The following is a 24970-nucleotide window of genomic DNA, read 5'->3' as shown; positions in this document are numbered from 1 at the left end:
GCCGGACACGTTTAGCGTCTGCGCCATGGCTGCCAAGAAGGTCCTCGCGATAGTCCTCGCCGGAGGCGAGGGCAAGCGGCTGATGCCCCTGACCACGGACCGGGCCAAGCCGGCGGTGCCGTTCGGCGGCATTTACCGGCTGATCGACTTCGTGCTGTCCAACCTGGCCAACGGCGGCTATCTGAAGATGGTCGTGCTGACCCAGTACAAGTCGCACTCGCTGGACCGGCACGTCACGAAGACCTGGCGGATGTCCACGCTGCTGGGCAACTACGTCACGCCGGTGCCGGCGCAGCAGCGCCTCGGCCCGCGCTGGTTCGCCGGGTCGGCGGACGCGATCTACCAGAGCCTCAACCTGATCAACGACGAGCGGCCGGACTACGTCATCGTGTTCGGCGCCGACCACATCTACCGGATGGACCCCGAGCAGATGGTGCGCCAGCACATCGAGTCGGGCGCCGCCGCGACGGTCGCCGGCATCCGCCAGCCGCTGTCGACCGCCGACCAGTTCGGGGTGATCGAAGTCGGCGACAGCGGCCGGCAGATCAGCGCGTTCCGTGAGAAGCCCAAGGACGCCAAGGGCCTGCCGGACTCCCCCGGCGAGATCTTCGCGTCGATGGGCAACTACGTCTTCACCACCGACGCGCTCATCGAGGCGGTCACCCGTGACGCGCAGGACGCGTCCAGCAAGCACGATATGGGCGGCAACATCATCCCGTACTTCGTGGGCAAGAACGAAGCCGCGGTGTACGACTTCAGCAACAACGTGGTGCCGGGCAGCTCCGAACGCGACCGCGGCTACTGGCGCGACGTCGGGACGCTGGACTCGTACTACGAGGCCAACATGGATCTCATCGCCGTGCAGCCGATCTTCAACCTGTACAACTTCGAATGGCCCATCTTCACCGGCAACAGCCCCTGGCCGCCGGCCAAGTTCGTGCACGGCTGGGGCGAGCGGGTCGGCCGGGCGGTCGGCTCGATGATCTCCCCCGGCGCGGTCATCTCCGGTTCGCTGGTGGAGAACTCGGTGGTGTCGCCGAACGTCAGGGTGCACTCGTGGGCCCACGTCGAGGGCTCGGTGCTGATGGAGGGCGTCGACATCGGGCGGCACGCCGTGGTGCGCAACGCCATCCTGGACAAGAACGTGATCGTGCCGGAGGGCGCCGAGATCGGGGTGGATCTGGCGCGCGACCGCAAGCGGTTCACGGTCTCCGACGGCGGCATCGTGGTCATCGGCAAGGGCCAGCGCGTCGAGCCCTGAGCGGTCTCGCACAGCGGCCCTTCCCCTGCAGGCAAGGCTCGGATTCGATACGGTGAGGATCATGGGTAACCCCCCGGAGCAGCACGCGCCCGAAGCCCTGAAGACCGAGATCGCCACCACGGCGCCCACCGAGACGGAGATCGCCCTGTCCGAGGAGCCCGTGCGGCCGCAGGAGACGGCGGAGTCGCCCGCCGCGTCGTTCGGCGGCCCGGCCTTCGGCGGCGGCCAGCGGTTCCCGATCGAGCGGGTCACGCCGCAGATCGAGGGCGGCCGCCTCGCCGCCAAGGCGGTCGTCGGCGAGCTGGTGCCGGTCTCGGCGGTCTCCTACCGCGAGGGCCACGCGATGATGGGCTGCAATGTCGTGCTCATCTCCCCTGAGGGGCGCGAGGCGCCGTTCAACCGGCTGCGCCCGGGCCCGCCGGGCACCGATACCTGGTACGGCGAGATCCGCCCGGACGCCGTCGGCGCGTGGACGTTCGCGGTCGAGGCGTTCAGCGACCCGTACCTCACCTGGCACAGCGCCGTGTCCAAGAAGATCGCCGCCGGGCAGGGCCTGGAGGATCTCGCCAACGACCTGGCCGAGGGAGCGGAGCTGCTGCGCGAGGCCGCGCTCGGGGTGCCGCTCGGCGAGCGCGGCCGGCTCCTCGGCGCGGCCGGCGCCCTGGACGACACCGCCATCCCGCTGTTCGCCCGGGTGTCGCCGGCGCTGGGGCTGACCGACCTGCTGTGGCGGCACCCGCTGCGCCGCCAGGTCACCTGCGGCGAGGCACTGCCGCTGTGGTGCGACCGGCAGCGGGCGCTGTTCTCCGCGTGGTACGAGTTCTTCCCGCGCTCCGAGGGCGCGGTCGTCGACGAGAACGGCAAGCCGGTCGAGCACGGCACGTTCGTCTCGGCCGCGCCGCGGCTGGCCCAGGTCGCCGACATGGGCTTCGACGTGGTGTATCTGCCGCCGATCCACCCGATCGGCCGGGTCAACCGCAAGGGGCCGAACAACACGCTGGTCGCCGGCCCCGACGACGTCGGCTCGCCGTGGGCGATCGGCGCCGCCGAGGGCGGCCACGACGCCGTCCACCCGGACCTGGGCACGCTCGAGGACTTCCGGGCGTTCATCGCCGAGGGGCGCCGGGTCGGCGTGGAGATCGCGATAGACCTGGCGCTGCAGTGCGCGCCGGACCACCCGTGGGTCATCGAGCACCCCGAGTGGTTCACCACCCGCGCCGACGGCAGCATCGCCTACGCGGAGAACCCGCCCAAGAAGTACCAGGACATCTATCCGCTGAACTTCGACAACGACCCCGAGGGCATCCGCGACGAAGTGCTGCGCATCGTGCTGCACTGGGTGGCGCAGGGCGTCAAGATCTTCCGGGTGGACAACCCCCACACCAAGCCGGTCGGGTTCTGGCAGTGGCTGATCGGCGAGGTCAAGGCGGTCGATCCCGACGTGCTGTTCCTGGCCGAGGCGTTCACCCGGCCCGCGATGATGCACGGCCTGGGCAAGGTCGGGTTCTCCCAGTCCTACACGTACTTCACCTGGCGGGTGCAGGGCTGGGAGCTGCGCGAATACGTGCAGGAGCTCATCGCCGCCGCCGACTACATGCGCCCCAACTTCTGGCCAAACACGCCGGACATCCTGCCCGAGCACCTGCAGCACGGCGGCCCGCCGATGTTCAAGATCCGCGCGGTGCTGGCCGCGCTGCTGAGCCCGTCGTGGGGCATGTACGCGGGCTTCGAGCTCTTCGAGCACCTGCCCCGGCCGGGCGCCGAGGAGTACCTGGACAACGAGAAGTACCAGCTGCGCCCCCGCGACTGGGCGGCGGCGGAGCACAACGGCGAGTCGCTGGCGCCCTTCCTGCGCCGGCTCAACACGGTGCGGCGCGAGCACCCGGCGCTGCACTGGCTGCGCAACACGGTGTTCCACGGCATCGACAACGAGCAGATGCTGTGCTTCTCCAAGCGCGACCCGCAGTCCGACGACACGGTGCTGGTCGTCGTGTCGCTGGATTCGCACAATGTGCAGTGGGGTAACACGACGCTGGACATGCCCGCGCTCGGCTTCGACTGGCACGAGCGGTTCACGGTGCGCGACGAGGTGACAGGCGCGACATTCGACTGGGGACAGCACAACGCGGTCCGGCTCGACCCCTACTACGAGCCGGCACACGTGTTGACGGTGCATCGCCACCGATAGAGGGCAAGGCAGGGCAGGTGGAACAGAACATGAGCGAAGCAGTCGAGCACGCGGCCGTCGAGCATCCATCCTCTAGTGATTTCGGCCAGGCGCGGGTGCTGCCCGCGGAAGAGGGCTGGTTTCAGCGGGCCGTGTTCTACGAGGTGCTGGTGCGCGCCTTCGCCGACTCCAACGCCGACGGCTCCGGCGACCTCAAGGGCCTCATCGGCCAGCTCGACTATCTGCAGTGGCTCGGCGTCGACTGCCTGTGGCTGCCCCCGTTCTACGACTCCCCGCTGCGCGACGGGGGGTACGACATCCGGGACTTCTACAAGGTGCTGCCGGACTTCGGCACCGTCGAGGACTTCGTCGACCTGCTCGACGCGGCGCACAAGCGCGGCATCCGGGTGATCACGGACCTGGTCATGAACCACACGTCCGACTCGCACCAGTGGTTCCAGGAGTCCCGGCGCGACCCGACCGGGCCGTACGGCGACTTCTACGTCTGGTCCGACACCGACAAGGGCTACGCCGACGCCCGGGTCATCTTCGTCGACACCGAGGAGTCCAACTGGACCTTCGACCCGGTGCGGCGGCAGTTCTACTGGCACCGGTTCTTCTCCCACCAGCCGGACCTCAACTACGCCAACCCCGAGGTCCAGCGCGAGATGATCGACGCGCTGCGGTTCTGGCTCGACCTGGGCATCGACGGCTTCCGGCTCGATGCGGTGCCCTACCTGTTCGAGGCCGAGGGCACCAACTGCGAGAACCTGCCCGAGACGCACGAGTTCCTGCGCCGCTGCCGCAAGGTGATCGACGACGAGTTCCCGGGCCGGGTCCTGCTCGCCGAGGCCAACCAGTGGCCGGCCGACGTCGTGGAGTACTTCGGCGACGGCGACGAGTGCCATATGGCCTTCCACTTTCCGCTCATGCCGCGCATCTTCATGGCGGTCCGCCGGGAGTCCCGCTTCCCGATCTCGGAGATCCTGGCGCACACCCCGCAGATCCCGCCGAACTGCCAGTGGGGCATCTTCCTGCGCAACCACGACGAGCTGACCCTGGAGATGGTCACCGACGAGGAGCGCGACTACATGTACGCGGAGTACGCCAAGGACCCGCGGATGCGCGCCAACGTGGGCATCCGGCGGCGGCTCGCCCCGCTGCTGGAGAACGACCGCAACCAGATCGAGCTGTTCACCGCGTTACTGCTGTCCCTGCCGGGCTCGCCGGTGCTGTACTACGGCGACGAGATCGGCATGGGCGACAACATCTGGCTCGGCGACCGCGACGGCGTGCGCACCCCGATGCAGTGGACGCCGGACCGCAACGCGGGCTTCTCCCAGGCCAACCCCGGGCGCCTGTACCTGCCGGCGATCCAGGACCACATCTACGGATACCAGTCGATCAACGTGGAGGCGCAGCGGGAGAGCTCCACCTCGGTGCTCAACTGGACCCGCACGATGCTGCAGGTGCGCCGGCGGCACGGCGCGTTCGCCGCCGGGGAGTTCCGCGAGCTGGGCGGCTCCAACCCGTCGATCCTGGCGTTCGTGCGCGTCCACGGCGGCGACGTCGTGCTGTGCGTGAACAACCTGTCCCGCTTCCCCCAGCCGATCGAGCTCAACCTGCAGGAGTGGGCGGGGTACACGCCCGTCGAGCTGACCGGGCACGTGCAGTTCCCCAACATCGGCCAGCTGCCCTACCTGCTGACCCTGCCCGGGCACGGCTTCTACTGGTTCCAGCTGAGCGCGCCGGCAGAGCAGAGCTAGAGGGAGAGCTGGAGGCAAGCGATGACTTCTCTGCCGTACACCGACTGGCTGCCGCATCAGCGGTGGTACGCGGGGCGGACCCGCACCCTGACCCACGTCGAGCCCGCCCTCGTCACCCACCTGCCGGACGGCCTCGACCACGTCCTGCTCGACGCGCACTACGCCGACGGCGGCGCGGAGCGCTACCAGCTCTTCGTCGGCTGGAACCTCGACGTGGCCGCCGAGCTCTCCGCGGCCGCCCTCATCGGCGCCGACGGCGAACGGGCCGCCTCCGACGCGCTCTACGACGAGCACTCCGCGCGGCGGCTGCTGGCGCTCATCGACACCGGCGCGGTCGTCGACGGGGTCCGGTTCGTGCCCGAGCCCGGGGTGGCGCTGCCGGTCGACGCCCCGGCCCGCATCGGCGGGGCCGAGCAGAGCAACACCAGCGTGGTGTTCGACAGCGCGGCGATCCTCAAGGTGTTCCGCCGGGTCAACGCCGGGGTCAACCCCGACCTGGAGCTCAACCGGGTCCTCGCCCGGGCCGGCTGCCCCAATGTGGCCCGGCTGCTCGGCGCCATCGAGAGCGACACCCCCGAGGGCGAGCACCTGGCGCTGGCGATGGTGACCGAGTACGCGCAGAACTCGGCCGAGGGCTGGGCGATGGCGGAGACCAGCGCCCGCGACCTGTTCGCCGAGCACGACCTCAGCCCCGACGAGGTCGGCGGCGACTTCGCCAGCGAGTCGGCGCGCCTGGGCGAGGCGGTCGCGCACGTGCACCGCACCCTCGCCGCGGAGCTGGGCACCGAGTCCGGGCCGGCGCCGACCGAGGCGATGCTCACCCGGCTGGACCGAGCGGTCCAAACGGTGCCGGACCTCGCCGAGCGGGCCGGCGACATCGCCGCGACGCTGCGCGCCATCGCCGGCGAGACCATCACCACCCAGCGCATCCACGGGGACCTGCACCTCGGTCAGGTGCTGCGCACGCCGGAGTCCTGGCTGCTCATCGACTTCGAGGGCGAGCCCGGCATGCCGGTGGAGGAGCGCAGAAGGCCGGATTCGGTACTGCGGGACGTCGCCGCCATGCTGCGCTCCTACGAGTACGCTGCCTACCAGCTGCTGCTGGGCGAGGAGAACGACGAGGAGCTCGCCCGGCGGGCCCGCCAGTGGGTGGACCGTAACCGGGACGCATTCTGCGACGGCTATGCTGCCGCCGCCGGTTACGACCCGCGGGAGGACCGGGCGCTGCTGCGGGCGTACGAGCTGGACAAGGCGGTCTACGAGACCGCGTACGAGGCGCGGCACCGGCCGGGCTGGCTGCGGATTCCCCTGCGGTCGATCGAGCGCATCGTGAACGGTTCCGACCTGACGACAAGGTGATCACCCCCATGAATCTCGACGACCTCATCGCCGGGCGTGCCCACGACCCGCATGGCGTCCTGGGCGCCCACCCCCGCACGCGCGTGGATGCCGACACGACCGTCATCCGGGCGCTGCGCCGCGGCGCGAGCGAGGTGGCGGTGGTGGCCGGCGGCGAGCGGTACCCGATGACCCAGGTGCACGGCGACGGCGTGTTCGAGGTCGAGGTGCCCGGCGTCGTCTCCGACTACCGCGTCGACGCCGACGGCACGCTGACCGACGACCCGTACCGCCACCTGCCCACCCTCGGCGAGCTCGACCTGCACCTCATCCAGGAGGGCCGGCACGAGCGGCTGTGGACCGTCCTCGGCGCGCAGGTCCGCCCCGGCGGCGTCGCGTTCGCCGTGTGGGCGCCCAACGCCCGCGGTGTGCGGGTCATCGGCGACTTCACCGGCTGGGGTCCGCACGACGGCTGGCCGATGCGCTCGCTGGGCGGCAGCGGCGTCTGGGAGCTGTTCGTGCCGGGCGCGCAGGCCGGGCAGCGGTACAAGTTCCGGCTGCTCACGCCCGACAACGACTGGGTGGAGAAGGCCGACCCGCTGGCCCAGCACACCGAGCGGCCCCCGGCGACCGCGAGCGTGATCTACAGCTCCGGCTACGACTGGAAGGACGCCGACTGGATCGCGGCCCGCGCCGAGCGGCATCCGCACGGGGATCCGGTGAGCATCTACGAGGTCCACCTCGGCTCGTGGCGCCCCGGACTGTCCTACGTGGAGCTGGCCGACCAGCTGACCGAGTACGTCAAGGAGCTCGGGTTCACCCACGTGGAGTTCCTGCCGGTCATGGAGCACCCGTTCGGCGGCTCGTGGGGCTACCAGGTCACCGGCTACTACGCCCCGACGGCCCGGTTCGGCTCCCCCGACGAGTTCCGCCACCTCGTCGACCGCCTCCACCAGGCCGACATCGGCGTGATCCTGGACTGGGTGCCGGCCCACTTCCCGAAGGACTCGTGGGCCCTGGCGCGCTTCGACGGCACGCCCCTGTACGAGCACGGCGACTGGCGCCGCGGCGAGCACCCCGACTGGGGCACGCTCATCTTCGACTTCGGCCGCAAGGAGGTGCGCAACTTCCTCGTCGCCAACGCCCTCTACTGGTGCGAGGAGTTCCACGCCGACGCGCTGCGGGTCGACGCGGTCGCCTCGATGCTCTACCTCGACTACTCCCGCGAGCACGGCCAGTGGTCGCCCAACCAGTACGGCGGCCGGGAGAACCTCGACGCGATCTCCTTCCTGCAGGAGGCCAACGCCACCGTCTACAAGCACCACCCCGGCATCATGATGATCGCCGAGGAGTCGACGGCATGGCTGGGCGTGACCCGCCCGACCGACGCGGGCGGCCTCGGCTTCGGCTTCAAGTGGAACATGGGGTGGATGCACGACACGCTCACCTACGTGGGCAAGGACCCCATCTACCGGCAGTACCACCACAACCAGATGACGTTCGCCACGGTGTACGCCTGGAGCGAGAACTACGTGCTGCCGATCAGCCACGACGAGGTCGTGCACGGCAAGGGCTCCCTCGTCGGCAAGATGCCCGGCGACCTGTGGAAGAAGGTCGCCAACGCGCGGGCGCTGCTGGCCTACATGTGGTCGTTCCCCGGCAAGCAGCTGCTGTTCATGGGCTGCGAGCTCGGCGACGAGCACGAGTGGAGCGAGGAGCGCGGCCTCAACTGGGACCTGCTGCACGACCCGTCCCGCTCCGGCCTGCAGCGGCTCGTCCACGATCTCAACGCCACCTACCGGAGCACCCCGGCGCTGTGGAGCCAGGACACCACCCCGGACGGCTTCCGCTGGATCAACAACGAGGACTCGGGCGGCAACGTCTTCTCCTACCTGCGCTGGGGCGCCGACGGCTCGGTCGTCGCCGTCGTGGTCAACTTCGCCGCGCACCCGCACGAGGGGTACCGCATCGGCCTGCCCTTCACCGGCCGCTGGTCGGAGATCCTCAACACCGACGCCGACGCCTACGGCGGCTCGGGCGTGGGCAACATGGGCTCGGTCGAGGCGACCGGTGTGCCGCACGACGGCCTGCCCGCCTCCGTCCAGCTGCGCATTCCGCCGCTGGGCGCGCTCTGGCTCAAACTGGGGTGACGTACGCTCCAGCCATGAGCGTCGACTTCCGTGACTCGATCACGATCGCCGCGCCGGCGGCCGTGGCCGGCGACATCATGAAGGCGGTCCAGGACTGGCCGTCCTGGACCGCGTCGGTGTCCACCGTGGACCGCCGGGCCACCGGCCCGCTGACCGCCGGCGAGACGGTCACCGTCAAGCAGCCGAAGCTGCGCCCGTCGACCTGGACCGTCACCCGCGTCGACGCGCACGGCTTCGAGTGGACCTCGTCGTCCTCCCCCGGCGTGCGCAACGTGGCCGGCCACTGGGCGATCGACAACGGCGACGGCACCTGCACCGCCGAGCTGACGCTGTCGTTCGCCGGCCCGCTCGCCCGGGTCGTGACCCTGCTCTACGCGGGCCTCATCCGCCGCTTCATCCGCACCGAGGCCGAGGGCCTGCGCAAGGCCGCCGAGGCCCGCGCCGCGGGCTAGATCCCCGGCTCCAGGTCCGGCTCCGGTGCGGCGGCCGCACGCAGCCGCCGCGTGAGCCCAGTTCTCACCGGCGGTGGCGCGGCAGGTCGGGCAGGAGATTGTGGTCGTAGACCAGGATCGTCCAGCGCTCGAGGTCGACGCGGGTCACCGGCAGGCCGAAGCGCTCGATCGCCCCGCTGACCGTGCCGTAGTGCTCCAGCGTGCGGTCCACGATGAGGAACCGGGCGTCGTGGCGCTGCGGGTCGTACCACTCCGCCTTGGACTCCCAGGGGAACGCGCGCGGGATCGGGTCGACCACCGGCGCGACCCGGACCCGGCCGTCGGTCGCGACGGTGACGGTGTGGGAGGCCCAGTAGGCCCCGAGGCCGTAGCGCAGGTCGTGCCGTTCCAGCCACGCCGCCGCCTCGGCGGCCTCGGGCGGGCGGGGCCGGGCCACCGCCGCGTGCACCGCGAACGACGTCACGAGCAGGGCGGCCGCGGCGAGCGCGGTCGCCCGCCACGCGATCCGGCCGGCCCGGCGGGGCGCCGCCCACAGCGCCGCGGCCCGGTCGCCGAAGACGCGCGCTGCCAGCACGGCGCCGAACGGCAGGACCGCGACCACCTGGCGGGCGCTGGCCATGTCCGCGGCCTGGGTCGAGGCGACGAACGCGGCCAGGTTCACCGCGATCGCGACGGCCAGCCACTGCGCCACCCGGTCGCCGTGCCCGCGCCGGCCCAGCAGCCGGGCGACGGTGACGAGGGTCGCGGCGAGCGCGGCGAGCATCAGCGCCAGGTTCACCGCGCCGGCCGCGTAGTTCAGGGCCGTCAGCGCGGGGTCGCCGGCGCCGAGGTACGGGAAGTAGGCGCCGTAGTCCAGGGTCGTGGTGCGCAGCAGCTTGACCAGGTGGTCGGGGACCGCGTCCCAGGTGGTGAACTCGGCGATCGGCTGGTGCACACGGAACCCGCCGGCGAGGCCGATCAGCCGCACCGCCGCGTGCGCGAGGGCAACCGAGGCGGCCGCGGCCACGAGCAGGTGCGTGTCGATGCCCCGCTCGGTGCGGGTCCGCAGCGCCCGCAGGAGGCGCAGCGCGCTGACTGTGGCCAGCGGCAGGGCGCCGATGTACATCGCGAGCGGGTCCGAGACCTGCGCGATCGTGAGCAGCGCCGTGACGGCGACCGGCCACCACCGGCGCAGTGCCGCCCGGCGTTCGATCAGCAGGGCGGTGACCAGCAGTGGTACCGCGGTGCCGGTGTGGTTGGGGACGTTGAGGACGATCGTCCAGCCGGCGTGCGGCTGGGGGATCAGCAGTACCGCCACCACCGCCGCGACGCGGGCCCAGGCCGCGCGACCGGTGGCCTCGCCGCGGGCCACCAGCGCGGCGCAGACGATGAGCAGCACATAGGTGATCGCCGCGGCGACGTGCACGACGTTCTCGTCGAGCCCGTACACCAGCTCGATGAGCGCGTACTGGACCAGCTCCGTCGGGTAGAACGACACGTCGCTGAGCGTCCAGCCGCGCAGCCCGAGGTTGCCGTGCAGCAGGTCCCACGCCTGCAGCGCGTTGGCGGCCCCGTCGGCGTTGGTGCCGTTGGTGCGGGCCATGCGCAGGTATCCCAGCAGCAGGACGGCCGCGCCGGACACGAGCAGCCCCGCGGTGGCGAGCCGTCCGCGGGTGCGCAGCGCCGGGCCGGTGCTGGTGGTGGTGCCGGCGGCCGGCTGCCGGGGAACGGTGGCGGTCACTGCGGTGGGGGTCGAACTCACCCGGGCAATTCTGGGGCACACTGGCTGTCGGCCATCGGTCAGGTCTGATCATTGACACTCCGGGTCGCGCGACAACCTCACGCCACCCCCGGCGCGTCCATACGTCCGCGCCGGACAGGGGGAGTTCGCGGAAGCGGCCGAAACCTGACCGGATCCGCTGCGAAGCTGGGGAAACGAACCCATCAGCGGAGGTACCGAAATGCCGGGAAACGTCCCACCCGTCGCCGACGAGCGCGAGGGCCTGCTCGCCTACCTCGACCAGCAGCGGCAGGCGGTCCGCATCGCCGCGTACGGGCTGACCGACGAGCAGGCCCGGGCCACCCCCACGGCCGGGACGCTGTCCGTCGGCGGCCTGGTCAAGCACGTCGCCCAGACCGAGCGCGGCTGGGTCGCGATGATGCTGGGGCGCCCGTACCCGCAGGTCGACTACGCCGACGGCTTCACGCTGCGTGAGGACCAGACGCTGGACGAGGTCCTCGCCGACTACACCGCGGTGGCCGCGGAGACTGCCGCCGCGGTCGCCGGGATCGCCGACCTCGGCCGGGAGGTGCCCGTGCCGAAGGGCGTGCCGTGGTTCCCGCAGGACGTCGAGGCGTGGTCGGTGCGCTGGGTGCTGCTGCACCTCATCGAGGAGACCGCGCGGCACGCCGGGCACGCCGACATCGTCCGCGAGGCGGTCGACGGCGCCACCGCGATGCCGCTCATGGCCGCCGCCGAGGGCTGGCCGGCCACCCCGTGGCTGCAGCCCTGGGAGCCCAGGGTCAGCTACGCCGAGTGACCTTCCGGGTCCGGCGTGAGCGTCATGGGCTCCGGGGTGTACGCGCCGACCGGCTCGGTGTGGGCCGGCGCGGGGCGGCCCGTGTTCGCCGTATGTGAATGCACGCGGGCGCCCGACGGGCCGCGGCGCGAGATGACCGGGAACGGTACGAGCACAACCGGGGGCGGCGGCGGGATGAGGCGGCCGGCGCCCCAGCGGACCCACAGCGCCACCCGGCCCGCGGCGGCCTCGGCGGCGAGCTTGTCCAGGGTGCGGCGCCGGTCGGCGTGGTCGACCTCGACGACGACCGGGGCCGCGCCGGGCCGGGCGATGCCGACGTCGACGACGGAGAACTGCCGCTCGTACGGCGGGGGCAGCGGCACGACGCTCGCCGCCCGCCGGTACGCCCGCCAGCCCCGCCCGCGCGCCCACTCGACGGTCGCCGCGATGAGCAGCTCGGTGACGTCGTCGGTGCCGCGGTCGGCGAACGCCAGGCGGCCCAGGTGCGCGCCGAGGACGGCGGCAAGCTGCCCGGCGGTGTCCTCGGCGTCCATGTCAGCACCTTAACCAGGCCGGCGCCCTAGACTCGCGCTGGTGACCTCGATGCTGCCGCCGGTCACGCGGATCCGGCGGGCGTACGCGCGGCACAAGGCGCGCGCCGGCGGCGACTGGCACGCGTACGTCACCCTCGCCGGGGCCGGCGTCGTGGTGTGCGACGACGCCGAGCGGGCGGTCAAGGGGTACAGCGTCCAGAAGCTCGCGGTCGCGGTGGCGCTGCTCGACAAGGCCGACCGCGGCGAGCTCGACCTGGGCCGGCGGGTGCGGCTGGAGGCCGGGGACGTGCTCGGCGGCAGCGGCATCTACCACCTGCAGCCGGTCTGGGGCGACGAGCTCACCGCCGCCGGCGTCGTCACCGCCCTGCTGCTCGTGTCGGACAACACCGCGGTGCGGCTGTGCGGCCGGCTCGCGCCCGCCGCGGAGATCAACGAGATCCTCGCCGCGAAGGGGTTCGCCCGCACCCGCGTCGAGCCGGTCACCGACCCCGCCCGGTTCCTGCTCGGCGACACCACCGCGCGCGAGACGCACGACCTGCTGGCCCGGCTGGCCGCCGGCACGCTGCTGGGCCCGGAGACCGGCGGGTTCCTGCTGCGCGTGCTGCGTGGCGCCGCCGGGTACCACGACGGGATACGCCGGGACATGTCCTCCGCGCAGCGCGCCCGGGTGGCCACGAAGCACGGCGCCGACCGCGACGAGCGCGGCGCGGCCCGGCACGAGGCCGGGATCATGTTCGCCCCCGACGGCGCCCCGGCGCTGGTCTACAGCCTGTTCGCCGACGGGCTGGGCGCCGCCGCGGACTACGGCGCCACCCACCCCGCGGTCGCCGCGCACGCCGCGCTGGGGCGCGTCATGCTCGAATGTTGCTGACCGCTCGGTCTACGGCAGGGTCCAGCGTTGCGCGTCGGACCAGCCGCAGGTGACCATGCGCAGCCGCGCCCGGCTGTCCCCGTCGTCCGGGTTGCCCAGGGCGCTCAGGCACAGCCCCGACTCCGCGTTGACCAGGGTCTGCGGGGTGCCCGCGCGCCACTGCTGGGCCGGGCTGCCGTCGCAGTCGCGCAGCCCCGGCGAACTCGCCGCGTCGAGGCAGCTGCCGAGGGTCTGGACGGACCCGTCCGGGCGCACCGTCCAGGTCTGGCCCTCGCTCCCGTCGCAGGTCCACGCCCGCAGCCGGGCGCCGTCGAGGCACAGCCCGGACGGCCTGGTGATCGTGCCGGTGCGGGCCTCGCCCGCCAGCGACTGCGACGGCGCGGGCGAGTCGGTGGCCCCGGGCGGGCCGCCCGGCGTGGCGGCGGCCGACGTCTGCGCCGGTCCGTCGGCCCATGTCTGCGCCGGCTGCGCGGCCGGCGTCCCCGCCGGGTCGGCCGCCCACGTCCCCGCCGGCCCGGCCGGCGGCGGTTCCGCAGGCGACGTCCCGGACGCCGAAGGGTCCGCCGCCGACGGGGCGGTCAGGGTGGCCGTCGCCACGCGGCCCCGGTTCGGCTCGGCGGCCTGGGCGCGCTGCGATGCGGGCGCGCCACCCAGGTCGGCGGCGCCCAGCACCAGCGCGGTGATGCCGAGGAATGCCATCACGGCGGAGCTCACCACGAGCCGGTGGCGGCGGCCCCTCCGGGCGTGCCGGGCGGGTCGGACGGCCCGCGCGGCTCGGCCGGCTCGGCCGGAACCGACGGCCGGTCCGTCGGTGGCCGGCGACGGCTCGGCCCGGGCGACCCCCACGCCCCGGCCGGCGGGGGGCTCGGGCTCGGCGATCCGCGCCGGCGGCTCGGCGTGGTCGCGTTCCGTGAGACGGACGAAGGGGCGGACGAGACGCGGCGGCTCGTCGGTCAGCGGGTCGGTGGGGGTCAGCGGATCGGTGGGAGTCATGCGCAGGTCACCCGCAACGCCTTGTGAGCAACATGCCGCCGACCGTAGTGACAATCGGCGGATGTTGATTCACGCCGGGAGGGTGAAATCGTGTCTCACCCGCGGCCCCACCCTCCCCGGCCGATCGTCGAGATCACTGCCGAAATGTTGCTATGGTTCGATGGATGACGCAGCGGTACCGCGAGCAGACCCGCTTCAGCGACCCCGGCCGGTTCGGTGAGCTCCTCGACGACCTCCCCGAAGACCTGCCGGCACTGATGGCGGCGGTGCGCAACGTGGTCGTGCACTACCGGGCGGCGGGCATCGCGTTCACCGGCCCCCGCCTGGCCGAGATCGACACGCGCTGGGTGTCGAGGATGCTGGAGCTCGACCAGCGGCGCTTCCCGGCCCCGCTGGCCCGGCCCCGGCCCGAGGCCGACCGGGTCGTCGGCTGCTGCCGCGACTTCTCACTGCTCACCGTCGCCGCACTGCGCCGCCGCGGGGTGCCGGCCCGCACCCGGGTCGGCTTCTCGCCGTACTTCGCCGAGGACTGGAACTACGACCACGTCGTCGCCGAGTACTGGAACGGCCGGCGCTGGGTGTTCGCCGACGCGCAGCTCGATCCCGCCGCCTTCCCGTTCGACACCGCCGACATACCGCAGTTCATCACCGCCGCCCAGGCGTGGACGTCGCACCGCCGCGGCCTGATCGACGCCGACCGCTACGGCGTCGACCCGGCCCTGCCGTTCCACGGCCACCAGTTCCTGCTCGACTCGGTGCTGCTGGAGGTCGCCCACCGCAACGGCGACGAGGTCCTGCTGTGGGACCAGTGGGGCGCCATCACCGACCGCACCGCCGACGAACTGGCCGAGCTCCTGCTCGCCGCGGACCAGGGCGACGCGCCGGCCGAGCGCCGCCTGACCGAGCGCTACCGCAGCGACCCGTCGCTGCACCTCGACGGCCGCGTGCACTGCCTGTCCCCGAGCGGCTTCGACGGCTGGGTCGCCGTCTGAGCCCGCCCTCGAATCGCGCGCCGGAAAACGGCGCAACCAAGACGTCCTAACGGCCGGAAAAGGTTGTCCGAGTGGGACGGACATTCGGTTTGATACCCGCCCATCCATGGGTGAGATACGCGGTGAGGAACGTCACGAGCATCCGCAGACGCCGCGCGCCTCGCCTAGCGTCGCCGACGGCCCCCTCGGGAGCTGGAGTGGAGGAATGTCCGTTTAGCCCGGTACTTCGGGTCAGCGTCGGCCAACACCGCGGCGCTCCACCCGAGACACGCGAGAGTGCACCGGGCCGACCATGGAGCCGACCTGAACGCACGCCAGCCGCTGCATCGCATCGCAGCAGGCACCGCAGCCCTTGCCCTGTACACCGTCTGGCTCGGCCCCTCCGCGGCCGCGGCCAGCCCGCGACCCGCGGCACCGGTCATGAACGCCGATTCCGGCTCGCCGGCGCCGTCGATCTCCGAGCAGGAGGCCCTGCTCACCGCCTATGAACGCGCCGACCGCGCGTACCGCGAGCGCACGACGTTCATGGCGAAGTCCCAGCGCGACGCGGCGGTCCCCCCGGCCCCGCCGGCTCCCGCCCAGCCGAGCACCGCGTCGAAGCCGCCCACGAAGAAGACGACCACTTCCAACCAGAGCTCGAACAAGAGCACGAAGTCGGGATCGTCGAGCAAACAGCCGACCACCGTCGCTCCCCCTTCCGGGGCCGCGGGCACCGTGGTGAACTTCGCCCTCGCGCAGGTCGGCAAACCGTACGTGTACGGCCGGTCGGGCCCGGACGCCTACGACTGCAGCGGCCTGGTGATGGCCGCGTACGCCCGGGTCGGCATCAAACTGCCGCACCAGAGCGAGCAGATCGCGGCCCGCGGCCGGCAGGTGCCCTCCGGGCAATGGATGCCCGGCGACGTCATCCACACGTCGGGGCACGTCGCCATCTACATCGGCAACGGCAAGATGGTCGAGGCGGCCAACCCGTCCGCCGGGGTGCGCGTCGCACCGGTGCGCGGCGGCACGGCGTACCGCTTCCTGTGAAGGCCGTCCCGGGCGGGCATTTCTCTCAGCTCTGCGCCCGCCCGGGCCGATCCCGCCGATACGAGCGGATCCCGCCGGCCCGCGTTGCTCGTGCCGGTCCTGTGGCTGTCCGACCGGGTGCGCACCAGCACCCGGCTGGCGGTGCTGGTCGTCGTGCCGCTGGTTCCCGGGCTCGGCGCGACTGGGCATACACCGACTCCGTCGGCGCCCAGCTCGACTTCGCCGCGGCGGAGCGCGACGGCACCGCGGTCGTGCTGCCCGCGCTCGCCGCCATGACCGACGTGTCGGCCGGCCGGGCGCCCGACCTGACCGCGCTGCGCTCGGCGGTCGGCGGCCACCCGAACCTTCGCCTCGACGCGGCGCTGGGCGCGGTGCCCGGCACCGGGGGCCCCGCCGCCGATGCCCTGGCGGAGCTGATCACCCACGCCGGCAACAACTCCAACCTGATCCTCGACCCGGATCTGGACTCCTACTACGTCATGGACAGGCCCGCCGCCGGACGTCGTCGAGCGGATCCAGCGATTCGTGAGTGCGGCCTCATGACCTGGGTACGTTGGACGGCGTGCGCCGGTCCGCAGCAGTGCTCGCCGCCGCGCTGGTGCTCGCGGCATGCGGCCGCGACCCGGCGCCGGTGCCGGTCGACGACTGGCCGACGTACCACCGCGACAACGCGCGCACCGGCATCGGCCCCAGCGCCCCGCCCGCCACGCGGCTCGCCAAGGCGTGGGAGGCGCGGCTGGACGGCGCCGTATACGGCCAGCCGCTCGTCATCGGCACGAGGGTGCTCGCGGCGACCGAGAACGACACCGTCTACGCCCTCGACGCGCGGTCCGGCGCCGTGCTGTGGTCGGCGCACGTCGGCACGCCGGTGCCCGGCTCCGCGCTGTCGTGCGGCAACATCGACCCGCTCGGCATCACCGGCACCATGGCCTACGACGCCCAGACGAAGCTGGCCTTCGCCGTCGCGGAGACCACCGGCGGCGCACACACCCTGATCGGCGTCGACGTCGGCAGCGGCGAGGTCCGGCTGCGCCGTGCGGTCGAGCCGCCGCACGGCGACCGGCTCGCGCACCAGCAGCGGGCCGGCCTCACCGTGTACGCCGGGCGCGTCTACATCGCCTACGGCGGGCACGCCGGGGACTGCGGGAAGTACGTCGGCTCGGTCGTGTCGGCGCCGACCTCCGGCGGCGGCGAGCTGCAGACCTACGCCGTGCCGACGCCGCGCGAGGGCGGCATCTGGTCCCCCGCCGGCGGGGTCGTCATCGGCCAGCAGCTGTACTACGCGGTCGGCAACGGCGAGTCGACCTCGTCGACGACCGGATTCGACGGCAGCGACACGGTCATCGCGCTGGACCACTCACTGCGCCGCACGGGCTACTTCGCCCCGGACACGTGGGCCGAGGACAACGCCGGCGACCTCGACCTCGGCTCGATGACCCCGGCCCTGGTCTCCGGCCCGGGCGGCGACAGGATCTTCATCGCCGGCAAGCGCGGCGTCGGCTACCTGCTCGACCCGGCGAACCTCGGCGGCATCGGCGGCCAGCTGGCGAAGCGGGAGGTCTGCGCCCCGTTCGGCGGCGCCGCGGTCTCCGGCACCACGCTGTTCCTGCCATGCGACGACGGGGTCCGGGCGGTGACCGTCGACACCGCCTCGGACCGGATCACCGTCGGCTGGCACGGCCCAGACGGCGCCACCGGCTCCCCGGTGCTCGCCGGCGGCTCACTCTGGGTCGTCGACGTCGACGCGGGCGTGCTCCACCTGCTCGACCCCGCCAACGGGCACGAACGCGCGCGGCTGAACATCGGCCGCGCCCCGCACTTCGCCTCCCCCACCGTCGCCCGCGGCCACGGCTACGTCGGTACCCTCACGGGGGTCGTCGCGGTCGGATACTGAACCGTCTGCCGCACCTCGGGGGTACCACGGATCCACCGCCGCTGGACCTCGTCCGGCGTGTGGTCGCAGGCCCCGGTGTCGATCCGGGCACTCCGCCCTTATGAGGGGCGGCCGAGCAGCCGACGCTCCGCCTGCGGTGGACCGTCCACGGTGGATGGCGACACGTGTTGCGAGACCACAGCCGGACTCGAACCGGCGTCAACCGCTTTGCAGGCGGTCCCCTGGCCACTCGGGCATGTGGTCACGATCGATGGTTGGTGCGGGTGGAGGGACTCGAACCCCCTCAGCAAAGCAGCTGGTTTACAGCCAGCCCCGACTCTCCAGCGTCGGCGCACCCGCGTGGTGAGCTGATCGGCCCCGTGACCGACCGGCTCCTCCGTGGTGGCAGGGGCGGGATTTGAACACCGCGATCTCCGGCTTATGAGACCGGCGAGGACGACCGAACTCCTCTACCCTGCGAGCGCGCCGCCGGGGACTCGAACCCCGAACACGCCGACGAAGCGTCGGCTGCTCCACCAGTTGAGCTAGCGGCACTTTCGAAGCGCGGACGGGACTCGAACCCGCACATGTCCTGGGTGAAAACCAGGCGACTCTCCCCATTCGTCCACCGCGCCGTGCCCCGGGCCGGAATCGAACCGGCTGCCCCCGCCATGTCGGGACGGTGCTCTACCAAGTGAGCTACCGGGACTACCTTGCCGTGCGTGCCCCCGGCGCGATTCGAACGCGCACCGTCGACGTCCTCAACATCGTGCCTCTGCCGTTGGGCTACGAGGGCGTGGGTGTTGCGAGCGGCAGCCGGGATTCGAACCCGGGACCTTCGCCATGGCAAGGCGACGCTCTGACCTGACTGAGCTACAACCGCGTGGGGTACCGCGCACCGCCGACCGGAATCGAACCGGCGACCTCGGCCTCGACAGGGCCTTGCTCTCCCGCTGAGCTACGACGGCAGGGAAGGTGCCTCCCCCCAGGGGCACCAGAGCGGCAGCGGGGACTCGAACCCCGTCACGGCCTGTTTGGAAGACAGGTGTCCTGCCCGTTGGACGACTACCGCAGGCAACACGTCGCCCGTCCGGGGGTTGAACCCGGTCTCCCGGAGTGAGAATCCGGAGGTCTACCTGCCTCAACCTCACGGGCGTCGGTGGGTGCCGCACGAGCACCCGCGTGGACCTGAGCGGATTCGAACCGCTGACCCTCGGTCTGCCAGACCGATGCGCTACCGCTGCGCCACAAGCCCTCCGCCGCCGCCACGGTCACGCCGGCGGCACGTCCGAGACCTGGAATCGTCTCGGCTCAAAAACGTGTGCCATCCACTGTGGACTTGTCAATTGTCGATTCCACCGGCGAAATCGCCGGGGCGTTTTCGGGCAGCCGGTATCGTCATTTCCGCCGGCCGCGGAATGGTGTTTCAGGGAACGAAAAAGCCGCCCGGTCCCCGGTGGGGGTGGGCGGCGGAGGCGTCGCTAGCGGGCTGCTAGCCGCTCCACCTACCCGAGGCATATTCGCAGTTCAGACAGTCGAGGACGGCGACGAGGAGGGCATAGCCTTCCATGGCCCCGGCACCGAGCGGCATCTGCCGCCGCGGTTCGAGCTCGGGGTGCCGCCGCATGGCCATCTCCTTGTCGTCTCAGGTGGTCTGTTTGGTGCTTCTTCTCGGTGCCGATGAATAGATTACGCATTCGACGGCGCCCGCACAATGCATTTATCGCGTCTGCTTCGGGACACCCCGATAGCCGCATGGCCGCAGCGGGTACGTTGCCCGTGTGCCCGAGTTGATCGCCCCCACGACCCGCCTGCATGCGGCCTGGCTGGCCGCCCGCGACGACTGGGGCCGCGGCGCGACCCAGCATGGCAGCGGCCTGGGCGAGGGCGACGAGGTCGACTCGCCCGAGGGCTTCGCCGCCTGGGTGGCGGGGCTGCACGGCGGTGTTCTGGAGGACGTCCGCGACACGTGGCTGGGCCGCAGCCGCCGCTACTGGATCGCACTGCCGTGACCAGACGTGCACGGGTTCCGGGATTCCCGCGCGGCACGTGTCCCGAGCTCGTCCTGCGATGTCGATTTCGGTTCGTTCCGTGTGCCGGTTCGAGCCTTGTTGCTGCGCTCGGCGATGAGGGTGCAATGACAGCCGCGGCTGTGAGGAATCTGGCGGGCGATGCCCGGCTTGCGGCCCTGGAGCAGGCGGGGCTGGTTCGCCGTGGCCGGCTGGTCGCTGAGGTCGGTGCGGAAGGCGCGTTGCCGGTTGTCCACGAGTTGCGCGCTGTGCTGCCGGGCGGGTTGCGCCGGGGCGGCACGGTGGCGGTGGCCTCGTCCGGCGTGGCCAGTACGTCGTTGCTGTTGTTGTTGCTGGCGGCGGCGTCGAGGGCGGGTGCGTGGTGCGGCGTGGTTGGGCTGCCATCGTTGAACCCGTTCGTCGCGGACGAGACGGGGATCCGGTTGGACCGCTTGGCGCTGCTGCCGGATGTCGGCGCGGAGTGGACATCGGCGGTCGTGGCGCTGCTGGACGGTCTGGACGTGGTGGCGGTCGCGACGAGCGACGTGCCGTCGGCTGCGTTGTGCGGTCGGTTGGCGGCCCGGGCGCGGCAGCGCGGTTCGGTGTTGATGCCGTTCGGTGGTTGGTCGCAGGCGGATGTGACGTTGCACGCCGAAGGCGGTGTGTGGGAGGGGCTTGGTCGGGGTCGGGGTCGGGGTCGGGGCCGGGTGCAGTGCCGCGAGGTGTCGGTGGTGGCGCGGGGCCGTGGAAGCGCGGCGCGTCCCCGGCGGGCCACGTTGTGGCTGCCGCGCCCGACCGGCCTGTATGCGCAGCGGGCGCGGTCGGCTCCCGTGGCGGAGCCGTCGCCCCGGCTGATGATCGTGCCTGCGCGGCCGGCCGGTGCGAGCGCGCCGCCAACGGGCGCGTCGGTCGACGCCGACGCGGCGGTGCGGCCGGCGGTCGCGTCGTGAGCGGTGCGCGTTACGGCGGTGGAGTGTTCCGCGCGGCCGCGGAGGCCGCGGGCGGGCCGTCGATGACGACGCGTCGAGTATGAGTTGATCGAGCACCGGCCGCCCAGCCAGCGCGACCTGCCGGGCCTCGTTCTCCTCGTGCTGGCGGCCGCCGGGCTGGCTCGCCACGGCCGACGCCACACACGACTTTAGGTCCCTGGCAGCCCTGTTCGTCCACTGATAACAGCAATAGTCCATGTTTCGCCCAGTTCGCTGCGCCGCCCCCTTCCGGCGCCTCCACGTGAAGGGATGCACCATGCCCGAGGACCAGCAACCCGCAGCCTCCGAGCACCGGGCTGCCACGGTTCAACCGGCTGTGCGCACCGGCGCCGCGCTGCTGCTCACCGCCTTGATCGCGACTACCCAGACGACCAGGTTCGCGTCCCTGGAGACCGGTGCCGACGAGGAGCTCAGGAGCAGGCGGGCCCGGCGTAGGGCGCGCAGGCGCTCGGGATGCGCGAGCACGCCGGTGTCCAGCTGCGGCATACCACCCCCAACCCGCAGGCACGTGCCCCGATCGAACCACGAAAGGGTGCAAACCCCGGCTAAAGCCGCAGCTGGGTGGCGCGCGCCAGGGTCGACTCCGGCGGCTCGCCCGTCGTGAGGTCGAGGTCGTCGGTGATCCGGCCGTCGCCGAGGCGGATCAGCCGGTCGCAGCGGGCCGCGATGTGCTGCTCGTGGGTGGCCAGCAGCACCGTCATGCCGTGCTCCTCGCGCAGCTCCAGCAGCAGGTCGAGGATCTGGGTGCCGTTGGCCGAGTCGAGGTTGCCGGTGGGCTCGTCGGCCAGCAGCAGGCGGGGCGAGCCGATGAGCGCCCGGGCGATCGCGACCCGCTGCTGCTGGCCGCCGGAGAGCTCGGCCGGCAGCGCGCGCTCCCGCCCGGCGAGGCCGACCGCGGCGAGCAGCTCCCGGGCCCGGGCGCGCTTGTCGAACCCGACCTTGAACGGCAGCACCGGTGCGACGACGTTGTCCAGGGCGGTGAGGGCGGGCAGCAGGTGGTACCGCTGGAACACGAAGCCGACCGTCCGGCGGTACTCGCTGAGCCGGCGCCGCCGCAGCCCGGTCACCTCGACCCCGTCGACCACGATCCGGCCGGCGTCGGCCGCCTCGATCGCTCCGACGAGGTGCAGCAGCGTCGACTTGCCCGAGCCGCTCGGTCCGGTGACGGCGGTGCAGCTGCCCGCGGCCACGTCGAGGCTCAGCTCGTCGGCGGCGACGATATCCCGGAAGCGCTTCGTCAGCCCCTCGACCGACACGGCGGAACCTGACATTGCTTACTCCTCGGCCAGCAGGCGGGCGGTGGGCAGGTGCTGCAGCAGCAGCGCGGGGACGATCGCGGCGGCGATGGCGACCAGCGCGCCGGCCGCGAGCCCGGCCAGCGCGGTCCAGAGCAGCCCGGCGGTCACGGTGCCGACCAGCCAGGCCGCGCCGCCGAGCCCGAGGCCGGCGCCGAGCAGGCCGCCGAGCACGCCGATGCCGAGGCCCTCGGCGGCGACCAGGCGGGCCAGGGCGCCGGTCGTCCAGCCGGTGGCGCGCAGCGTGGCGAGCTCGGCCGAGCGGTCGCGGATGTTGAGGTAGAGCACGTCGGCGACGGCGAACGCGCCTAGCAGCACCGTGGCCGCCACCGCGACCGTGTCGACCGAGCGGACCTGCAGCGACACGGCGTCGCCCAGCAGCGTGCCGACGATGGCGCCGTGGAACGCGAACGTGATCGCGCCGAGCACCGTGGCCGCGGTGATGCCGATCGCCAGCGCGCACGCGCCGAGCAGCGTCCGCCCGGGCACCCGCAGCAGGTTGCGCAGCCCGAGCCCGGCCGGGCCGCGCGGCCGCCCCGCCCGCCGGGGCCGCGAGGCCACCTGGCGCAGCCCCCTTGCCGGGCGGCCCCGAGCCGCGGACAACGCCGGGAGCAGACCGCTCAGCAGAGCCAGAAGCAGCGCTATCGGTACTGCCAGCAGCGCCCGCCCCCACGGCACGCCCACCGCCAGCAGGCGCCCCAGGGGCGCCGCCAGCAGCATCGTGCCGGCCCCGGCGACCAGCCCGATGGCGGCGACCTCGCCGAGCACGGCGGCGAACACCCGCCGGGCCGGCCAGCCGAGCGCGGTGAGCGTCGCCAACTCGGTGCGCCGGTCGCGGACCCCGGCGGCGACCGCGTTCGCGAGGAACAGCGCGCAGACCACGAGTACCAACCCAAAAAGCACGACGCTCTTGCGGTCCACCGCGCTGACGATGGCCGCCGCCACCCCCTTTCGGGTCCACAGCTCCGACAGCCGCAGCTCGGGGCGGCCGAACCGGCCCGCCGAGATGTTCACCGTCTGCGGCTGGGGCGAGGAGCCGTAGGTGATGTCGACGTCGAGCCCGGTGGCGGCCGCGATGCGCTCGGCCACGACCCGCACCCGTTCCCGCGCGGCGGCGTCGAAGCCGTGCGCGCCGGCCACGCGCACCCGCACGGCCGAGACCGGTGCCTTGCGCGGGGTGTCCAGCCCGAGCCGCCTGTAGAGCTGGTCGAGCAGGTCCAGGCTGGTCAGCAGCGTCGGCGGGGTGGCCAGGTAGCCGGCCGGGTTGCCGTTGGGCAGCAGCGCGCCGCCGCCGAGCAGGTCGCGGGTGCGCTGGTCGGCGCCGGTGGCCGTGGGCGCCTGGTAGGTCTCCATCGGCACCTTGGTCAGCGGGTCGAACGCCTGGACCTTCGCCGGGTCGTAGACGCCGACGACCCGGGCCCCGCCGAGCTTGCTGGTCTGGGCGATGCTGCGGTACGAGGTGTCGTAGAGCTGCCACGGCAGGTGGACGCCCTCGATGTCCTTGACCCGCCAGGCCTCCGGGTCGCTGGGGACCGGCACGGCGGTCAGCGAGCCGTCCGGGTTCTCGGTGTAGTCGACGCCGCCGACGCGCATGAACGGCTTGAGGGTGACGCTGTCGCCGACGCCCTGCGGTCGGGACTGCACCTCCCGGGTCTGCAGCAGCGGGCCGGTCATCGCGTCGAGGACGGCCAGGGCGTGCTGGGGGGTGTCGCCGGGCAGCGGGCCGCTGAGCGGCACCCGGCTCAGGCCGACGCGGAGGCTGTTGTCCGGGTACGGTCGCTCGACCGACAGCACCGGCAGGATGGGCTTGTCGACCGGCGCGGGGGCCCGCCCGAGCGGTTCGCCCGGGCCGAGGTAGCGCCCGGCCGTGAGCGCTCGGTCCAGGCCGACCAGCCGCGCCTCGGCGGCGGGGTCGACCGCGGCCAGCAGCATCGGCGTTTGCCAGGAGAAGGTGGCCACGGCGGCGTCCGTGGTCACGACCTGGTCGGCGTGCTCGCCCTTGGAGCCCTCCTCGAACCGGCCGTCCGGCCGCAGCCGGAAGACGGTGACCTGGGCGCCCTGCAGGTCGCTCATGAGGTTGCTCATCTCGCCCGTGTCGATCTGCTGGCAGACCGGCGTGCCGTCCTCGAGCACGGGCAGGGAGTCGGCGCAGAGGTCGGAGCCGGCGCGGACCGAGCCGTCGCTGTACTCCACGCGTGAGGAGCTGGCCCCGTCCACCTTCGGCCAGGCGAGCTGGTGCTTGGTCACGTACACGAACTCGGCCCGGCCCGGGGCGCTGCTGAGCCCGTGGTCGGCCAGGAAGGTGCGGTCGAGGCGGATCAGCTGGCGGTCCAGCGAGCGGTCGACCAGGCCGGTGAGGTCCACGGTGCCGAAGCGGACCTGGTTGGCGTACCCGACCATGGCGGTCGGCGCGGCCACGTCCACGCCGTCGAGGGCGGCGATCCAGGCCACCTCGTCCGTGGTGATCCCGCCGTAGACCCCGCTGAGCGAGTTCGGGCGCACCTTCTGCCGGTCGTCCTCCAGCCGGGTGCGGGTGCCCCGGGGGCGCACCAGCACCTGGTAGGCCGCCTCGGCGCTGCGGTTCACCTCCCCGGTGACCTCCAGCCGCGCGGTGTCGGTGGCCCCGGTCAGCACGGTGAAGCCGGTGGTCGCCACCAGCACGCCGAGTAGCAGGGCCACCGACCGTCCCGCGCGCCCCCGTAGATGCGCCCAGATGAATGAGGTCACCCGCGT

General features: G+C 72.6%; 19 protein-coding genes and 11 tRNA genes. 13 read left to right on the top strand and 17 right to left on the bottom strand.

The genetic code is table 11. From position 1 onward, the window contains the following. Positions 1–25 precede the first annotated feature (25 nt). The 6 genes from glgC to ACGFI8_RS28420 all read left to right on the top strand — a co-directional run bounded on the left by glgC (position 26) and on the right by ACGFI8_RS28420 (position 9134). The gene (glgC, locus tag ACGFI8_RS28445; protein ID WP_392809465.1) at positions 26–1261 is read left to right on the top strand and encodes a glucose-1-phosphate adenylyltransferase; all 1236 of its coding nucleotides are present in this window, start codon (positions 26–28) and stop codon (positions 1259–1261) included. A gap of 61 nt (positions 1262–1322) precedes the next feature. Then, entirely contained in the window at positions 1323–3449 is a 2127-nt protein-coding gene (locus tag ACGFI8_RS28440) for a maltotransferase domain-containing protein (protein WP_392809464.1), read from the top strand. Positions 3450–3478: 29 nt separating this feature from the next. Next, positions 3479–5194, top strand: a complete 1716-nt coding sequence (gene treS / locus ACGFI8_RS28435; protein WP_392809462.1) for a maltose alpha-D-glucosyltransferase — start codon at positions 3479–3481, stop codon at positions 5192–5194. Between the two features lie 21 nt (positions 5195–5215). Then, positions 5216–6553 (top strand): maltokinase, encoded by a 1338-nt coding sequence (locus ACGFI8_RS28430; RefSeq protein ID WP_392809460.1) that lies wholly within the window; start codon positions 5216–5218, stop codon positions 6551–6553. Positions 6554–6561: 8 nt separating this feature from the next. Continuing rightward, positions 6562–8682, top strand: coding sequence for a 1,4-alpha-glucan branching protein GlgB (gene glgB / locus ACGFI8_RS28425; RefSeq protein ID WP_392809459.1), 2121 nt, complete (start codon positions 6562–6564; stop codon positions 8680–8682). Between the two features lie 14 nt (positions 8683–8696). Beyond that, complete coding sequence (locus ACGFI8_RS28420; RefSeq protein WP_392809458.1) at positions 8697–9134, top strand: SRPBCC family protein; 438 nt, start codon at positions 8697–8699, stop codon at positions 9132–9134. Positions 9135–9198: 64 nt separating this feature from the next. Here the strand turns inward: ACGFI8_RS28420 and ACGFI8_RS28415 are convergent, their stop codons facing one another. Continuing rightward, entirely contained in the window at positions 9199–10875 is a 1677-nt protein-coding gene (locus ACGFI8_RS28415; protein ID WP_392809456.1) for a hypothetical protein, read from the bottom strand. 199 nt (positions 10876–11074) lie between these two features. On the opposite strand from ACGFI8_RS28415, the gene ACGFI8_RS28410 reads away from it, so the two are divergent. Continuing rightward, complete coding sequence (locus tag ACGFI8_RS28410) at positions 11075–11653, top strand: DinB family protein (protein ID WP_392809454.1); 579 nt, start codon at positions 11075–11077, stop codon at positions 11651–11653. On the opposite strand, the gene ACGFI8_RS28405 is transcribed toward ACGFI8_RS28410, so the two are convergent. Then, positions 11641–12186 carry a hypothetical protein gene (locus tag ACGFI8_RS28405; protein WP_392809452.1) on the bottom strand — a complete coding sequence of 182 codons (546 nt, stop codon included), beginning with the start codon at positions 12184–12186 and terminating at the stop codon, positions 11641–11643. The two genes, ACGFI8_RS28410 and ACGFI8_RS28405, sit on opposite strands and share 13 nt — an antisense overlap. 49 nt (positions 12187–12235) lie before the next feature. Here ACGFI8_RS28405 and ACGFI8_RS28400 point away from each other — a divergent pair, with 49 nt between their 5' ends. Beyond that, entirely contained in the window at positions 12236–13057 is an 822-nt protein-coding gene (locus ACGFI8_RS28400; RefSeq protein ID WP_392809636.1) for a serine hydrolase, read from the top strand. Between the two features lie 9 nt (positions 13058–13066). On the opposite strand, the gene ACGFI8_RS28395 is transcribed toward ACGFI8_RS28400, so the two are convergent. Continuing rightward, a complete protein-coding gene (locus ACGFI8_RS28395) occupies positions 13067–14050 on the bottom strand; it encodes a ricin-type beta-trefoil lectin domain protein (RefSeq protein ID WP_392809451.1) in 984 nt (327 codons plus the stop codon). A 164-nt stretch (positions 14051–14214) separates the two neighbouring features. Between ACGFI8_RS28395 and ACGFI8_RS28390 the strand changes: the two genes are divergently transcribed. The 3 genes from ACGFI8_RS28390 to ACGFI8_RS28380 all read left to right on the top strand — a co-directional run bounded on the left by ACGFI8_RS28390 (position 14215) and on the right by ACGFI8_RS28380 (position 17965). Further along, positions 14215–15042 (top strand): transglutaminase domain-containing protein, encoded by an 828-nt coding sequence (locus ACGFI8_RS28390; RefSeq protein WP_392809450.1) that lies wholly within the window; start codon positions 14215–14217, stop codon positions 15040–15042. Between the two features lie 420 nt (positions 15043–15462). Further along, positions 15463–16071 carry a C40 family peptidase gene (locus ACGFI8_RS28385; protein ID WP_392809449.1) on the top strand — a complete coding sequence of 203 codons (609 nt, stop codon included), beginning with the start codon at positions 15463–15465 and terminating at the stop codon, positions 16069–16071. 562 nt (positions 16072–16633) lie between these two features. Continuing rightward, positions 16634–17965, top strand: coding sequence for a PQQ-binding-like beta-propeller repeat protein (locus ACGFI8_RS28380; protein ID WP_392809448.1), 1332 nt, complete (start codon positions 16634–16636; stop codon positions 17963–17965). 172 nt (positions 17966–18137) lie between these two features. On the opposite strand, the gene ACGFI8_RS28375 is transcribed toward ACGFI8_RS28380, so the two are convergent. The 11 genes from ACGFI8_RS28375 to ACGFI8_RS28325 form a co-directional block, all read right to left on the bottom strand. Next, positions 18138–18208 (bottom strand) — tRNA-Cys (locus ACGFI8_RS28375). Positions 18209–18220: 12 nt separating this feature from the next. Then, positions 18221–18304 (bottom strand) — tRNA-Tyr (locus ACGFI8_RS28370). A gap of 40 nt (positions 18305–18344) precedes the next feature. Then, positions 18345–18424 (bottom strand) — tRNA-Met (locus ACGFI8_RS28365). A gap of 80 nt (positions 18425–18504) precedes the next feature. Beyond that, positions 18505–18579 (bottom strand) — tRNA-Glu (locus tag ACGFI8_RS28360). Between the two features lies 1 nt (position 18580). Beyond that, positions 18581–18653: transfer RNA gene (locus ACGFI8_RS28355), tRNA-Val, on the bottom strand. 14 nt (positions 18654–18667) lie between these two features. Next, positions 18668–18740 (bottom strand) — tRNA-Leu (locus ACGFI8_RS28350). Between the two features lie 12 nt (positions 18741–18752). Continuing rightward, positions 18753–18827 (bottom strand) — tRNA-Gly (locus ACGFI8_RS28345). A 13-nt stretch (positions 18828–18840) separates the two neighbouring features. Then, a tRNA-Asp gene (locus tag ACGFI8_RS28340) sits at positions 18841–18912 on the bottom strand. Positions 18913–18942: 30 nt separating this feature from the next. Then, positions 18943–19016, bottom strand: a tRNA-Gly gene (locus tag ACGFI8_RS28335). A gap of 10 nt (positions 19017–19026) precedes the next feature. Beyond that, a tRNA-Glu gene (locus ACGFI8_RS28330) sits at positions 19027–19100 on the bottom strand. 27 nt (positions 19101–19127) lie between these two features. Beyond that, positions 19128–19199 (bottom strand) — tRNA-Ala (locus tag ACGFI8_RS28325). A 526-nt stretch (positions 19200–19725) separates the two neighbouring features. Here ACGFI8_RS28325 and ACGFI8_RS28320 point away from each other — a divergent pair. Then, positions 19726–19956, top strand: a complete 231-nt coding sequence (locus tag ACGFI8_RS28320) for a hypothetical protein (RefSeq protein WP_392809446.1) — start codon at positions 19726–19728, stop codon at positions 19954–19956. 140 nt (positions 19957–20096) lie between these two features. Beyond that, positions 20097–20903 (top strand): hypothetical protein, encoded by an 807-nt coding sequence (locus ACGFI8_RS28315; RefSeq protein WP_392809444.1) that lies wholly within the window; start codon positions 20097–20099, stop codon positions 20901–20903. 345 nt (positions 20904–21248) lie between these two features. Here ACGFI8_RS28315 and ACGFI8_RS28310 read toward each other — a convergent pair whose 3' ends face one another. From ACGFI8_RS28310 to ACGFI8_RS28300, 3 genes are read right to left on the bottom strand one after another with little or no spacing between them, the layout of a single operon-like run. Continuing rightward, positions 21249–21428 carry a hypothetical protein gene (locus tag ACGFI8_RS28310; RefSeq protein ID WP_392809442.1) on the bottom strand — a complete coding sequence of 60 codons (180 nt, stop codon included), beginning with the start codon at positions 21426–21428 and terminating at the stop codon, positions 21249–21251. A 59-nt stretch (positions 21429–21487) separates the two neighbouring features. Next, positions 21488–22213 carry an ABC transporter ATP-binding protein gene (locus ACGFI8_RS28305; protein ID WP_392809441.1) on the bottom strand — a complete coding sequence of 242 codons (726 nt, stop codon included), beginning with the start codon at positions 22211–22213 and terminating at the stop codon, positions 21488–21490. Positions 22214–22216: 3 nt separating this feature from the next. Continuing rightward, entirely contained in the window at positions 22217–24964 is a 2748-nt protein-coding gene (locus ACGFI8_RS28300; RefSeq protein WP_392809440.1) for an FtsX-like permease family protein, read from the bottom strand. Between the last annotated feature and the right edge of the window lie 6 nt (positions 24965–24970).

The organism is Dactylosporangium sp. NPDC048998 (assembly GCF_043197855.1).
Classification (GTDB): Bacteria; Actinomycetota; Actinomycetes; order Mycobacteriales; family Micromonosporaceae; genus Dactylosporangium.
The sequence above is the reverse complement of the archived record's forward strand: the minus strand, read 5'-3'. Positions and strand labels throughout refer to the sequence as shown.

Bases quoted from the DNA above. Each gene is read 5' to 3' on its own strand.
- ACGFI8_RS28305 (WP_392809441.1), bottom strand. From the start codon at position 22,213: ATGTCAGGTTCCGCCGTGTCGGTCGAGGGGCTGACGAAGCGCTTCCGG.
- treS (WP_392809462.1), top strand. From the start codon at position 3,479: ATGAGCGAAGCAGTCGAGCACGCGGCCGTCGAGCATCCATCCTCTAGT.
- ACGFI8_RS28310 (WP_392809442.1), bottom strand. From the start codon at position 21,428: ATGCCGCAGCTGGACACCGGCGTGCTCGCGCATCCCGAGCGCCTGCGC.
- ACGFI8_RS28440 (WP_392809464.1), top strand. From the start codon at position 1,323: ATGGGTAACCCCCCGGAGCAGCACGCGCCCGAAGCCCTGAAGACCGAG.
- ACGFI8_RS28430 (WP_392809460.1), top strand. From the start codon at position 5,216: ATGACTTCTCTGCCGTACACCGACTGGCTGCCGCATCAGCGGTGGTAC.
- glgB (WP_392809459.1), top strand. From the start codon at position 6,562: ATGAATCTCGACGACCTCATCGCCGGGCGTGCCCACGACCCGCATGGC.
- ACGFI8_RS28410 (WP_392809454.1), top strand. From the start codon at position 11,075: ATGCCGGGAAACGTCCCACCCGTCGCCGACGAGCGCGAGGGCCTGCTC.
- ACGFI8_RS28405 (WP_392809452.1), bottom strand. From the start codon at position 12,186: ATGGACGCCGAGGACACCGCCGGGCAGCTTGCCGCCGTCCTCGGCGCG.
- ACGFI8_RS28395 (WP_392809451.1), bottom strand. From the start codon at position 14,050: ATGACTCCCACCGATCCGCTGACCCCCACCGACCCGCTGACCGACGAG.
- ACGFI8_RS28385 (WP_392809449.1), top strand. From the start codon at position 15,463: ATGAACGCCGATTCCGGCTCGCCGGCGCCGTCGATCTCCGAGCAGGAG.
- ACGFI8_RS28390 (WP_392809450.1), top strand. From the start codon at position 14,215: ATGACGCAGCGGTACCGCGAGCAGACCCGCTTCAGCGACCCCGGCCGG.
- glgC (WP_392809465.1), top strand. From the start codon at position 26: ATGGCTGCCAAGAAGGTCCTCGCGATAGTCCTCGCCGGAGGCGAGGGC.
- ACGFI8_RS28420 (WP_392809458.1), top strand. From the start codon at position 8,697: ATGAGCGTCGACTTCCGTGACTCGATCACGATCGCCGCGCCGGCGGCC.
- ACGFI8_RS28400 (WP_392809636.1), top strand. From the start codon at position 12,236: ATGCTGCCGCCGGTCACGCGGATCCGGCGGGCGTACGCGCGGCACAAG.